The sequence below is a fragment of the Seonamhaeicola sp. ABD4_340 genome (assembly GCF_056312135.1).
This window is the reverse complement of record NZ_CM149981.1, coordinates 549,115-560,858: the sequence shown is the minus strand read 5'-3', so window position 1 is coordinate 560,858 and position 11,744 is coordinate 549,115. Positions and strand designations below refer to the sequence as shown.

The window sequence follows — 11,744 nt, the reverse complement described above, 5'->3', positions numbered from 1 at the left end:
TTTTAATTAGTAAAGATTTATATTTATTTAATAACACCAAAACTATATGTAACATATTCTTTATAAGTGTCATTGGGCTTTAGCAATGTACTAGGAAAATTAGGTAAATTTGGCGTGTTTGGTAAATGTTGTGTTTCTAAACAAAATGCCGAATGTGGTTTGTAGGTAACCCCATATTTTCCAATAATTTTATTACTAATAGCATTACCACTGTAAAACTGTACACTAGGTTGTGTTGTTGTAACCGTCATTGTTCTGCCAGAAATAGGTTCAACAACTTCAATAACCGTTTTGCCTTCATTTAAATTCTTATTAAAAACATAGCAAAAGTGGTATCCGTTTTTATTAAATGTGCCAATATTATCACCAATTCTTGTAAGTTTAGTTAAGTCTTTTGGTGTGTTTACAACATTTTCTAGAGTACCAGTAGGTATTATGTCTTCATCAATAGCAGTAATATTGTCAGCAGCAATTTTTATTTTATGATCATAAATAAGTTTATCTGTACCAGCTAAATTAAAGTAGCTGTGATGCGTTAAATTTACATGTGTGGTTTTGTCGGTTGTGGCTGTGTAGTCAATCCTTAAATCGTTTGAATTTGTTAATGTATACGTTACAGTACTGTTTAAATTTCCAGGAAAACCCATAGCACCATCTTTAGATAGGTAACTAAAGGTTACACCTACAGCATCATCGTTTTTAAAAGTATTACCTTTCCAAACAGCTTTATTAAATTCTTGCCCGCCATGAATATGATTATTACCATCATTTTTTTCAACATGGTATAAAGTGGAATCTATTGTGAATTGCGCTTTTTTAATACGGTTTGCAAACCTACCAATAGTGGCGCCAAAACAAGGATTATCATCAACATATTGTTGTAAATTATCAAAACCTAAAACAATATCGGTAAAGGTGTTGTTTTTATCAGGAACCGAAAGCGCTGTAAGTATGGCACCAAAATTAGTGAGTTTTGCTTCTGTGCCATTTTTATTGGTTAAGGTGTAAAGTTGTATTGGTTCATTATTAAAAGTGCCCCAGTTTTCAGTTTTTATACCTTTTTTTTGAGGTGTTGAACAGCTTACGCATACTATTAAAAGTACGCAAGAAATTAGTTTAAATGTTTTTAAAATCATAAAGTTTAGTTGTTTTATGTAATAAATATACTAAACTTAAAACTTGTTTTTAAAAACTTAAGCTATCACCAACATTTATGTTAAGAGATTTAGACAATCCTGCATTTATTTCTAGTACATATTTTGCAGGTGCCTTTGATGGTAACGAAGTTTCATCAAAAGGTTTAGCATTTTTTTGAATGCTTACAATGGTTTTAGCTGCATTTACATAAATAATATCTAAGGGTATTTTAGTGTTTTTCATGTAGAAATACCGTTCGGTTTCATCATTAAAAACAAATAGCATACCTTGGTTTTGTGCCATTGAGGTACGATACATTAATCCTGTTTGAATATCAAAATCAGTATCAGCTATTTCAATATCAAAATTAATTTTTGAAGTATCAGGTGTTTTTTTATGTATTGTAAGTTCACCTTCTTTGGTAAAAGCAACCTTAGTTTGCGAAACTATTTTATTATCGTTTTTACATGCGGATAATGCTATAAAAACTAAACAGAAAACAAGCTGTTTTATGTGCATTATTTTACGGTGTTTTTTTGTTTGAAACCAAACATAAAATAAAGTCCAATTAAAATAAACGGAATGCTTAACCATTGGCCGGTGTTAAAGCCAAACCAATTTATGTACTCGTCTCCTTGTGGTTCTTTAAAGAATTCAACAATAAATCTAACCGTCCATAATAAAATTAAAAATAGGCCAAATAAAAAGCCGGTTTGGTCTTTTTTAGTTGTTTTGGTGTAGAAAAACCATAGTATTAAAAATACAATTATATAACAAGCAGATTCATATAATTGTGCTGGGTGGCGGTAAGGCACTTTGTTTAATAATTCGGCAAATTGCGGATTTTCGGTTACGGCGTTGTATGCCTTTTGAACATCATTTATACCTGTTAATTTAACAATTTGGCTTTTATAATATTCATCTTGAATAAAACGAACACCTAACGGAAAATTGCCTGAAACTTTTCCTATTATTTCAGAGTTTATAAAGTTTCCTATTCGTATAAAAACAGCACCACTTGCTACCGAAATTACAATTCTATCTAAAATCCAAAGCATTGATTTATACTTGTATTTTCTGCGGTATAAATACATGCCAATAATAATACCAATAGCAGCACCATGACTTGCAAGCCCTTGAAATCCGGTAAATTCTATGCCGCCTTTAAATTTAAACGGTAAGAAAATACTAAAAAAATCATCATCAATAAGTTCAGATTGGTAAAATAATACATGCCCTAAGCGCGCACCAATCATGGTGGCTAAAACGGTGTAAATAAATAAAGGATCTAGATAAGTTAATGATACTTTTTCTTTAGTGAAAATACGTTTCATTATATACCAGCCAAGTATAAAGGCAATTACCCACATAAGACTGTAAAAATGAAGTTTAAAATTACCAACAATATCTATTCCTGTAATAGGGTTCCAATCAAATTTTAATGCTTGCATGCTTGTGTTTTTTGCGCTGTAAATATACGTGTTTGCTGTAACTTAAGTGTTAAAAAAATGTTGGGTTAATTAATACTTAAAACTTCTACTTCAAAAATTAAGTTTGATTTTGGCGGAATACCTCTGTTGCCTTCTTCACCATAAGCTAAATGGTATGGTATAAAAAGGGTTGCTTTATCTCCAACGTTAAGTTGCTTTAAGCCTTCTTTAAAGCCCGGAATCATTTGCGCATCTGCACTTATGCTAGCAATAATTGGTTGGTATCCGTTGGCTTTTTTTCGTTTTTGGTTTACGGCGTTTTGTTTTGTAGCAATTTCTAAACTACTTGTTTGTAGTAATTGGCCATTTTCAAAATATACAGCGTAATGTGTTTTAACATCAGCGTCTGGAGGTAATTTTGGGCCACTGCCTTTTTTAGTAATGTAGTATTTTAAGCCAGATGGTAATGTTATTGCTTTTGCTTTTTGTTTTTCAAAATGTTTTTTGGTTTCTTTTAATAAGGCTAAGGCTTTTTCTTTGGCTTTCTTTTCTTTTTTAGCTTCAGCAATAAAATGGTTTTTAAATATTGTTGGAGCATCAAACGTTTTAGCGTCTTTACCTTTTCTAATAATATTTACAGTTTCAATACTAATGGTTTCAAGTGGTTTATTATTAGCATCGGTTTTTACGTTAGATATGCTATCTTGTATTTCTGTGCCTTCAATTAAATGGCCAAATACGCAATAACCGCTATTAAGGTCTGGTCTTGCAACTTCAGTAATGTAAAATTGACTACCATTGGTGTTTGGGCCAGCATTGGCCATGGCAATAACACCAGGTTTATTGTGGTTTAAATCTGGGTGAAACTGATCATTAAACCTGTAGCCTGGGTTGCCTAAGCCGTTTGCTAATGGGTCTCCTCCTTGAATCATGAATGAGTCTATAACACGGTGAAAAATGAGTCCGTTATAAAACTTTTTACCCAAATAAACGCTATCTACAAGTGTATTTGTGCCTTCGGCTAAAGACACAAAATTAGCTACCAAAACAGGGGCTTTCTTGTAGGCTAATTTAGTTAACATGGTGCCTTTGGTTGTTTTAATTTCGGCATAAATACCTTCGTCTAAATTTTCATAAGAAGATTTGCATGAAATGAAAACTATGGTTAACACCAGTAAAAACAGCTTAAATTGGGGGCTTAATTGCATGTTTAGTTTTGGCTTTTGGTAATAGAGTTTACAGTTACTTCACAAATTAAAGGTACATTAGTGCCAATTTTATTTTCATCACCATAATAACCGTATGCTTTTTGAGATGGAAATAAGAAGGTAACAGTTTCTCCTGTTTTCATAAGTTTTAAACCTTCGCGTAAGCCTGTGAATAATTCTTCTTTATCCATGGCGTAATTTTGAGTTTTAGTATCGGTTTTACTGTAAATTACATTGCCATTTAAGGCTTTAACATTATAATTGTAGTTTACAATGTCTCCAAATTGGGCTGTAAAAAGTGTATCTGCTTCAGTTTTTGTATTGTAATAGTACCAAAAACCACTTTCTGAAGCTATATAATTTTTGTTGCTTTCTTGCATTATTTTTTCAATAATGGCAGTTTCTTTAGCGTTTAAGGCTTTATTTCTGGCAATAGATGCATTAATGAATGATCCTGATTTTGAAGCAATAGGCCTACGAGCCTCGGGTGTTTTACAGCCAAAAATTAGTAATACTATAAAGTAGGTAATGTATTTATGCATTGTTTAGGGCTTTGTTATATGTTGGTAAGATACTAATAAATTTTTCAACAGTATCTTTTAACGTTAAATAGCTTTTTCCGCCGGCAGCATTAGTATGTCCGCCACCATCAAAGTGGGCTCTAGACATTTCATTGACCGAAAACTCACCTTTTGAGCGTAATGATATTTTAATAATACCTTCTTGTTTATCTTCTATAAAAATAGCAGCTAATACAATTCCATTAAGTGATAATCCATAGTTTACAACACCTTCTGTGTCACCTTTTGTATAATTATATGTGTTTAAGTCTTCTTGAGAAAGTACAATGTAAGCAGTTTTTAATTCTGGTATTATTTTTAAGTTATTTAAAGCACAACCTAATAATTGCAACCTGTTGTAGCTATTAGTGTCATAAATATTATTGTGTATTTGGCTGTTGTTTGCGCCTTTTTCAATAAGTGTAGCTACAACTTTGTGAGTTGTGCTGGTTGTTGATGAAAACCTAAAAGAACCCGTATCTGTCATAATTCCTGTATATAAACAAGTGGCTATATCGGCATTAATGGTTTCTAAATCACCAAGCATATCAATAAAATGGTAAACCATTTCGCAGGTAGAACTCATGCTAACATCACTATAGGTGTAAGTGGCATAATCATCGGGAGCCTGGTGGTGATCTATCATTATTTTTAAAGCGTTACTATTAGCCAAAATGGTTTGCATATTGCCTGTTCTATGAAAGGCATTAAAATCTAAGGTGAAAATTATTTCGGCTTCATTAATTAAAGCATCGCATTGTTTTGTTTGGCTATCATGCTTTAAAATGGTTGATTCACCAGGAATCCACTTTAAAAAAGTAGGATAATCATTAGGTGTAATTACGCTAACGTTATGGTTGAATTTATTTAAATAATGAAATAAGCCAAGGGTAGAGCCAATAGCATCTCCATCTGGGTTTTTATGCGGTACAATTACAATTTTTTTTGGTGTAGAAAGTAATTGTTTTATGTTAGGAATATCTTGTTTTATCATAATTAGCGAATATACAATTTAATAACATATGCTTTAAAGCAATAGTTTTACTTTTGCATTAAAATTAATGAACATTAAATAAATAGCGTAAATAAATATAAAACAGTATTTTTGCGCAAAATTTTAAAAAACAAATGGCAACAAATAGAACATTTACAATGCTTAAGCCAGATGCTGTAGAAAAAGGGCACATTGGCGCAATATTAGAAAAAATTTCAGCTTCAGGTTTTAAAATTGTAGCAATGAAATTAACACAAATGACTAAAGGTGATGCTGAAACGTTTTACGCTATACATAATGAGCGCCCGTTTTTTGCAGATTTAGTTGAATACATGACGCGTGGTCCAATAGTAGCAGCTATTTTAGAAAAAGATAATGCCGTTGAAGATTTTAGAACTTTAATAGGAGCAACAAACCCTGTTGATGCTGCTGAAGGTACTATTAGAAAATTATATGCAGAATCTATAAGTGAAAATGCTATTCATGGAAGCGATAGTGATGAAAACGCAGCTATTGAAGGTGCTTTTCATTTTTCAGGTAGAGAGCAGTTTTAATATAACATGTTATAAAAAAACTAAGCCCGCAATTGCGGGCTTTTTTTGTAAATAATAAGTAATACTATATGTTAAATTACCTTTACGTTTACTGCGTTTAAGCCTTTTCTACCTTCCTGTAGGTCAAACTCTACTTCATCTCCTTGCTTAATCTCGTCAACCAATCCAGAAATGTGAACAAAATGTTCTTTTTGTGAACCTTCTTCTACAATAAAACCAAATCCTTTAGTGTCATTGAAGAATTTAACTGTTCCTTTACTCATTTTAAATAAAAATTAAATTAATACTGCTGCTAAGGTAGTGTTTAAAACAATTGTAAATCATTAATTTACGTTATTTTTTAATATTTTTTTTTAAGCTTTGCTTATAGCCTTTAAAACAGGGGGTTGTAAGAGGTTTTTTATTTGTTGAGGTTGTGCGCTTTTTAACGCAAAATTAATTTTTTAACAATTTCTTTACCTAGCTCTTCGTTAATTAACGATATAATTTTTTGTTTTCCGTAGCTAAGTTCTTCTCTTAAAACACTAGAACTTAGTTGTACATACAGTGTGCCGTTTTGTAGCGTTATAGTGTTTGTGTAATTGTTTACGCCATTACCCATTAATTTTGCCCAAGCATCGGCAACGTTAACTTTATCTAAACCTTTGTCTAGCTTGTTACTTTCAACAAATTCTTTTAAAGCGTCTTTTATGCTTATATGTTCGCTATGGCGTTTGGGCATGGTTTTTAAAGCTTAAGTGTGTGTAGTTTTAACCTAAGATTTAATAAAAAAAACAAGCTTAGGTTCATAATTTTCAAAAGTACCAAAATTTTAAATGGTAACATGTTAAACTATAATTTAAAAATTTCAAAAGATTGATGCACTTGTTTTACAGCATTTTCAGTTCTATCGGCGTGGGTATCGCTAATGAATAATTGCCCAAAATTTTCATCATCAACTAATTTAATTATTTGCGCTACACGTTGTTCATCTAATTTATCAAAAACGTCATCTAACAATAAAATAGGGTTAACGCCGCTTTGTTCTTTAATAAAATCAAACTGAGCCATTTTTAGTGCTATTAAAAAGGATTTTTGTTGACCTTGACTACCAAATTTTTTAATAGGGTGGGTTTCAATATCAAAACTTAAATCGTCTTTATGTATACCTACACTGGTGTATTGTAATGCCTTGTCTTTATTTATTACTTGTTTTAATAAGGTGTTTAAATCATTATTAAATAAATGGCTGTTGTAAACCAAATCTACGGTTTCATTACCGTTGCTTATTGCTTTGTAACGTTCTTTAAAAATAGGAATAAAGGCATTTAAAAAAGCTTGTCTTTTTTCAAAAATATGCGTGCCAAATTCTGTGAGTTGAGTGTTGTAAACGTCTAAAGTATCGGCGTTAAATGTATGGTTTAATGCAAAGTATTTAAGTAAGGCGTTACGTTGTACTAAGGTTTTGTTGTAATTAATAAGGTGGTTTAAGTATGTTTTATCGCTTTGTGAAATTACGCTATCAATAAATTTTCTTCTGGTATCACTACCTTCAATAATTAAGTTTCTATCTGCGGGAGATATAATTACAAGCGGTAAAAAACCAATATGCTCACTAAATTTATCGTAGGCTTTACCATTTCGTTTTATTACTTTTTTTTGTCCGCGTTTTAGGCTAACAACAATTTTTTCTGGTTTATCATTTTTTGTGTATTCACCATTAATAACAAAAAAATCTTCGCCATGTTTTATATTTTGAGAAGCTATTGGGTTAAAATAACTTTTACCAAAAGAAAGGTGGTAAATAGCATCTAAAACATTGGTTTTACCTATGCCATTGTTGCCAACAATGCAGTTTATTTTTTCATTGAAAGTAAACGTTTTACTATCAAAATTTTTATAGTTAAGTAATGAAATGGATTTTAAAATCATATAACCAAAAGCAGTTTTTTAATGGTTTTTATGTAAAAACCTTCAAAAAGATGTGCAAATTATTGAAAAATATCAAATAAATAGCCTTTTAGTTATGAAGAAAAATTATATTTTTGCGGCGCATTAATTTAAAATATATGGCAACGTACAAGAAGAGAGGATACAAACCTACAACTAAAGTTGAAAAACAACATGATATTGAAGAAAGCTCTACAACTGCAGAGGTTTTTAATACTTTAGATGAAGGTGCTTCAAAAACAGAAGCTTTTGTTGAAAAAAACCAAAAATACATTTTCATAATTATTGGCGTAGTAGCTGCTGTTGTTTTAGGAACCATTGGTTATAGAGAGTTTATAGCTGGCCCAAAGCAAACTACAGCTATGAATGATATGTTTCAAGCACAAAAATATTTTGACCAAGCCACTACAGCCGTTGAAAAAGATTCACTTTATAATTTAGCATTAAATGGAGGTGAAGGTAAATATGGTATGCTAGATATTATTAGTGAATATAGCGGAACCGATGCTGCTAATTTAGCAAGCTACTATGCAGGAACAGCGTATTTAAGATTGAAAGATTATGAGAAAGCTGTAGAATATTTAAGTGATTTTGAAAGTGACGATGAAGTTTTAGCGCCTCTAGCAAAAGGAAACATTGGTGATGCTTTTGTGCAGTTAAACCAACCAGAAGATGCTTTAGGGTATTATGAAAAAGCAGCTAATATGAGAGATAATGAATTTACAACACCTATGTATTTGTTTAAAGCAGGTAACATTGCTTTAGATTTAGGAAAGGCAAGCAAAGCATTATCATACTTTGAAAAAATAAAAACAGATTACCCAAATGCTACAGAAGCTGCCAATATTGATGCATTTATTGGTAAAGCCCAAGTATTGGCAAGTAAATAATATTGCCTAACTTTGTAGTTTATAAGCTAATTCAAAATTAATTTTGAAATTTTTATGGCAACGGTAAACAAAAATCTATCAGATTACGATAAAACAACAATCCCAAACGCGAGTAAATTCCGGTTTGGGATTGTTGTTTCAGAATGGAACAACAACATCACCGAAGCACTTTACCAAGGTGCGCATGATGCTTTAATTGAAAATGGCGCTTTACCAAGCAACATTATACGTTGGGATGTTCCTGGAAGTTTTGAGCTTATTTACGGCTCAAAAAAAATGCAAGAGCAAATGGTAAACGTTGTTATAGCAATAGGTAGCGTTATACAAGGTGAAACTAAACATTTTGATTTTGTTTGTGAAGCAGTTTCACAAGGCATAAAAGATTTAAATGTAAACAGAGAAACACCTGTTATTTTTTGTGTGTTAACAGATAATACTATGCAACAAGCCATAGACCGCGCTGGAGGTAAACATGGTAATAAAGGAACCGAAGCTGCTGTTGCTGCTATTAAAATGGCAGAATTAAGAAAAAACAGCTAATATTAATGTTATTTCATAACTTTCTGTTAAGTTAATAAGCTTCTACTTTTAACTTCAAACTATAGTTTGTATTTTTGAAAGTACAAGCATTACTTATTTTGTTTAAGCAGCGTAAACATAGAACGTTTAATTACAAGCCAAGGTTTTCAAAAGAACATGAGCCTGAAGATTCAATAAACATTGAATCTAAGCCCGATTTTATTTCTAAATGGAAAGCTGCCAAAGATGGCAAACGCAAAGTTAAAGGTGTATTGCCCGTAAGAACCCTAATTCTAGCTTTGGTATTATTATTGATTCTCATGTATGTATTAGAAAAAAAATACATGTAACTCACAAAAACAACACATTATGGGACTTTTAAAAACGCGAAAAAACAAAAAATTTAGTTATTCGCCACGTTATTATAAAGGTGAAGGCAACCCTTATGAAATTAAACATAAATTTGATGAGCATAGAACCACCATTGGAAACAATAACGGTATAAAAGCAAAATTTAATAATGCATTAAACGATTACAAACATAACCCAGATAAAGAAGCAGATAAACGGGTGCTAATAATTATTGGTATACTAGTATTAATTTTCTTGTTTATTATTGGGTTTGATTTATCTATTTTCTTTTCAAAATAATAAATGGCAGACATTATACAGCTATTACCTGATCATGTTGCAAACCAAATAGCTGCTGGCGAAGTTGTACAAAGGCCAGCATCAGTTGTTAAAGAGTTATTAGAAAACGCTATTGATGCAGGTGCTACAACCATAAAATTAATTATAAAAGATGCAGGCAAAACCTTAATTCAGGTTATTGATGATGGCAAAGGTATGAGTGTTACAGATGCCCGTTTGTGTTTTGAACGTCATGCTACTTCAAAAATTAAATCTGCCGATGATTTATTTCAACTCAATACCAAAGGTTTTAGAGGCGAAGCCTTGGCTAGTATTGCGGCCATTGCACATATAGAATTAAAAACCAAACAAACCGGTGATGATGTTGGTACCGCTATTGTTATTGAAGGAAGCACAGTAACATCTCAAGAGGTTGTTGTTACACCCCAAGGCACTTCAGTTTCAGTTAAAAACTTATTTTTTAATATTCCGGCACGTCGTAATTTTTTAAAATCAAATGCGGTAGAGTTACGCCATATTATTGATGAATTTCACCGAGTTGCTTTAGTGCATTGTAATATTAATTTTGCACTTTACAACAATGGAAGTGAAACCTTTAATTTACCCGTTAGCAATTACAGGCAACGTATTGTAAATATTTTTGGTACAAAAACCAATGAAAAATTAGTGCCTGTTGAAGAAGATACCGAAGTTTTAAAAATATCAGGTTTTGTAGGAAAACCCGAATATGCTAAAAAAACAAGAGGCGAACAGTACTTTTTTGTGAATAACAGATTTATAAAAAGTGCCTATTTAAACCATGCCATAGCATCGGCTTTTGATGGTTTGTTAAAATCTGGTACACATGCAAGCTACTTTTTAAACCTAACAGTAGACCCGCAAACTATTGATATTAACATTCACCCAACAAAAACCGAAATTAAATTTGATGATGAGCACACGCTTTATGCCTTATTGCGCTCTGCAGTAAAACACAGTTTGGGGCAATTTAATATAGCGCCTGTTTTAGATTTTGAACGTGATGCAACTTTAGATACGCCGTATAATTTTGAGCGTAAACAAACCAATTCTCCTACTATTGAGGTAGATAGAAGTTTTAATCCGTTTATTGCAGATAATACGCCCATAAAAACACCATCATCAACTTCAACCAATTATTCTTATAAAAAAGAAAAAACGAGTAATTGGGAAGGTTTGTACGTAGGTTTAGAGTCTAAAAGTAATAATGAACCACAAGAATTTAGCGAGGTTCATTTTGAAAGTGAACAAACTACAACTTCTATTTTTAATGATGAAAAAGAAGTAGAGCATACACATACAACTTATCAGCTTCACAATAAATATATAGTAAGTACTATAAAATCTGGCATGTTGTTAATAGACCAACACCGTGCACACCAACGTATATTATATGAAGATTTCTTGAAAAATATGACAATAAAAGAAGCCGTAAGTCAGCAATTACTATTTCCTTTAGAATTACATTTCTCAGTTCAAGAAATTGAAATTTTAAAACAATTAAAAGAAGATTTAGAGCATACAGGCTTTGTGTTTTCTAATGTTTTAAACGAATCTGTAGAAATCACTGGCGTGCCTGTTAGTGTACCAGAAAGTGAAGTGTCAATTATTTTAGAACAGCTTATTAGCGATGTTGAAAATGAAGTGCCTAATGCGCATTTTAGCGCTACAGACTTGTTGGCAAAATCTATGGCAAAAAGCTTAGCTATTAAAACAGGGCAAAGCTTAAAAAAAGACGAACAAGAACATTTGGTAAATAAGCTTTTTGCTTGTAAAGAGCCTAATGTTACACCAACTAATAAAACAACATTTATAACCATGAGTGTTGATGAGTTAGATAAAAAATTTATTTAA

Annotated in this window: 15 protein-coding genes; 6 read left to right on the top strand and 9 right to left on the bottom strand. The window is 31.7% G+C overall.

Features of this window, described 5'->3' with window-relative positions; genetic code table 11:
- Positions 1 to 23: 23 nt before the first annotated feature.
- The 6 genes from ACYX4H_RS02505 to ACYX4H_RS02480 form a co-directional block, all read right to left on the bottom strand.
- Entirely contained in the window at positions 24 to 1,136 is a 1,113-nt protein-coding gene (locus ACYX4H_RS02505) for an aldose epimerase family protein (RefSeq protein WP_476237641.1), read from the bottom strand.
- 49 nt (positions 1,137 to 1,185) lie between these two features.
- Positions 1,186 to 1,656, bottom strand: coding sequence for a DUF192 domain-containing protein (locus tag ACYX4H_RS02500; RefSeq protein WP_476237640.1), 471 nt, complete (start codon positions 1,654 to 1,656; stop codon positions 1,186 to 1,188).
- On the bottom strand, positions 1,656 to 2,588 hold the full coding sequence (gene lgt, locus ACYX4H_RS02495; RefSeq protein ID WP_476237639.1) for a prolipoprotein diacylglyceryl transferase: 933 nt from the start codon (positions 2,586 to 2,588) through the stop codon (positions 1,656 to 1,658). The genes ACYX4H_RS02500 and lgt overlap by 1 nt, the downstream gene beginning before the upstream one ends.
- A 65-nt stretch (positions 2,589 to 2,653) precedes the next feature.
- A complete protein-coding gene (locus tag ACYX4H_RS02490) occupies positions 2,654 to 3,775 on the bottom strand; it encodes a peptidylprolyl isomerase (RefSeq protein WP_476237637.1) in 1,122 nt (373 codons plus the stop codon).
- Positions 3,776 to 3,777: 2 nt separating this feature from the next.
- A complete protein-coding gene (gene gldI / locus ACYX4H_RS02485; protein ID WP_476237636.1) occupies positions 3,778 to 4,317 on the bottom strand; it encodes a gliding motility-associated peptidyl-prolyl isomerase GldI in 540 nt (179 codons plus the stop codon).
- Positions 4,310 to 5,329 (bottom strand): DHH family phosphoesterase, encoded by a 1,020-nt coding sequence (locus ACYX4H_RS02480; RefSeq protein ID WP_476237635.1) that lies wholly within the window; start codon positions 5,327 to 5,329, stop codon positions 4,310 to 4,312. Before ACYX4H_RS02480 ends, gldI begins: the two co-directional genes overlap by 8 nt.
- A gap of 134 nt (positions 5,330 to 5,463) precedes the next feature.
- Between ACYX4H_RS02480 and ACYX4H_RS02475 the strand changes: the two genes are divergently transcribed.
- Complete coding sequence (locus ACYX4H_RS02475) at positions 5,464 to 5,883, top strand: nucleoside-diphosphate kinase (RefSeq protein ID WP_475295598.1); 420 nt, start codon at positions 5,464 to 5,466, stop codon at positions 5,881 to 5,883.
- Positions 5,884 to 5,954: 71 nt separating this feature from the next.
- Here ACYX4H_RS02475 and ACYX4H_RS02470 read toward each other — a convergent pair whose 3' ends face one another.
- The 3 genes from ACYX4H_RS02470 to recF all read right to left on the bottom strand — a co-directional run bounded on the left by ACYX4H_RS02470 (position 5,955) and on the right by recF (position 7,794).
- On the bottom strand, positions 5,955 to 6,146 hold the full coding sequence (locus ACYX4H_RS02470) for a cold-shock protein (protein ID WP_147135520.1): 192 nt from the start codon (positions 6,144 to 6,146) through the stop codon (positions 5,955 to 5,957).
- 161 nt (positions 6,147 to 6,307) lie between these two features.
- A complete protein-coding gene (locus ACYX4H_RS02465; RefSeq protein ID WP_476237634.1) occupies positions 6,308 to 6,604 on the bottom strand; it encodes a DciA family protein in 297 nt (98 codons plus the stop codon).
- A gap of 110 nt (positions 6,605 to 6,714) precedes the next feature.
- Positions 6,715 to 7,794, bottom strand: coding sequence for a DNA replication/repair protein RecF (gene recF / locus ACYX4H_RS02460; RefSeq protein WP_476237633.1), 1,080 nt, complete (start codon positions 7,792 to 7,794; stop codon positions 6,715 to 6,717).
- Positions 7,795 to 7,931: 137 nt separating this feature from the next.
- Between recF and ACYX4H_RS02455 the strand changes: the two genes are divergently transcribed.
- The 5 genes from ACYX4H_RS02455 (at position 7,932) to mutL (ending at position 11,744) form a co-directional block, all read left to right on the top strand.
- Positions 7,932 to 8,702, top strand: a complete 771-nt coding sequence (locus ACYX4H_RS02455; RefSeq protein WP_475295595.1) for a tetratricopeptide repeat protein — start codon at positions 7,932 to 7,934, stop codon at positions 8,700 to 8,702.
- 54 nt (positions 8,703 to 8,756) lie between these two features.
- Entirely contained in the window at positions 8,757 to 9,242 is a 486-nt protein-coding gene (gene ribH / locus ACYX4H_RS02450; RefSeq protein WP_475295594.1) for a 6,7-dimethyl-8-ribityllumazine synthase, read from the top strand.
- Between the two features lie 74 nt (positions 9,243 to 9,316).
- A complete protein-coding gene (locus ACYX4H_RS02445; RefSeq protein WP_476237632.1) occupies positions 9,317 to 9,571 on the top strand; it encodes a hypothetical protein in 255 nt (84 codons plus the stop codon).
- A 19-nt stretch (positions 9,572 to 9,590) separates the two neighbouring features.
- Positions 9,591 to 9,872, top strand: coding sequence for a riboflavin synthase subunit beta (locus tag ACYX4H_RS02440; protein ID WP_476237631.1), 282 nt, complete (start codon positions 9,591 to 9,593; stop codon positions 9,870 to 9,872).
- Between the two features lie 3 nt (positions 9,873 to 9,875).
- Positions 9,876 to 11,744 (top strand): DNA mismatch repair endonuclease MutL, encoded by a 1,869-nt coding sequence (mutL, locus tag ACYX4H_RS02435; RefSeq protein WP_476237630.1) that lies wholly within the window; start codon positions 9,876 to 9,878, stop codon positions 11,742 to 11,744.

What these genes read in the sequence shown, in the direction of transcription:
- ACYX4H_RS02505 (WP_476237641.1), bottom strand. Translation starts at nt 1,136, where the DNA reads ATGATTTTAAAAACATTTAAACTAATTTCTTGCGTACTTTTAATAGTA.
- ACYX4H_RS02500 (WP_476237640.1), bottom strand. Translation starts at nt 1,656, where the DNA reads ATGCACATAAAACAGCTTGTTTTCTGTTTAGTTTTTATAGCATTATCC.
- lgt (WP_476237639.1), bottom strand. Translation starts at nt 2,588, where the DNA reads ATGCAAGCATTAAAATTTGATTGGAACCCTATTACAGGAATAGATATT.
- ACYX4H_RS02490 (WP_476237637.1), bottom strand. Translation starts at nt 3,775, where the DNA reads ATGCAATTAAGCCCCCAATTTAAGCTGTTTTTACTGGTGTTAACCATA.
- gldI (WP_476237636.1), bottom strand. Translation starts at nt 4,317, where the DNA reads ATGCATAAATACATTACCTACTTTATAGTATTACTAATTTTTGGCTGT.
- ACYX4H_RS02480 (WP_476237635.1), bottom strand. Translation starts at nt 5,329, where the DNA reads ATGATAAAACAAGATATTCCTAACATAAAACAATTACTTTCTACACCA.
- ACYX4H_RS02475 (WP_475295598.1), top strand. Translation starts at nt 5,464, where the DNA reads ATGGCAACAAATAGAACATTTACAATGCTTAAGCCAGATGCTGTAGAA.
- ACYX4H_RS02470 (WP_147135520.1), bottom strand. Translation starts at nt 6,146, where the DNA reads ATGAGTAAAGGAACAGTTAAATTCTTCAATGACACTAAAGGATTTGGT.
- ACYX4H_RS02465 (WP_476237634.1), bottom strand. Translation starts at nt 6,604, where the DNA reads ATGCCCAAACGCCATAGCGAACATATAAGCATAAAAGACGCTTTAAAA.
- recF (WP_476237633.1), bottom strand. Translation starts at nt 7,794, where the DNA reads ATGATTTTAAAATCCATTTCATTACTTAACTATAAAAATTTTGATAGT.
- ACYX4H_RS02455 (WP_475295595.1), top strand. Translation starts at nt 7,932, where the DNA reads ATGGCAACGTACAAGAAGAGAGGATACAAACCTACAACTAAAGTTGAA.
- ribH (WP_475295594.1), top strand. Translation starts at nt 8,757, where the DNA reads ATGGCAACGGTAAACAAAAATCTATCAGATTACGATAAAACAACAATC.
- ACYX4H_RS02440 (WP_476237631.1), top strand. Translation starts at nt 9,591, where the DNA reads ATGGGACTTTTAAAAACGCGAAAAAACAAAAAATTTAGTTATTCGCCA.
- mutL (WP_476237630.1), top strand. Translation starts at nt 9,876, where the DNA reads ATGGCAGACATTATACAGCTATTACCTGATCATGTTGCAAACCAAATA.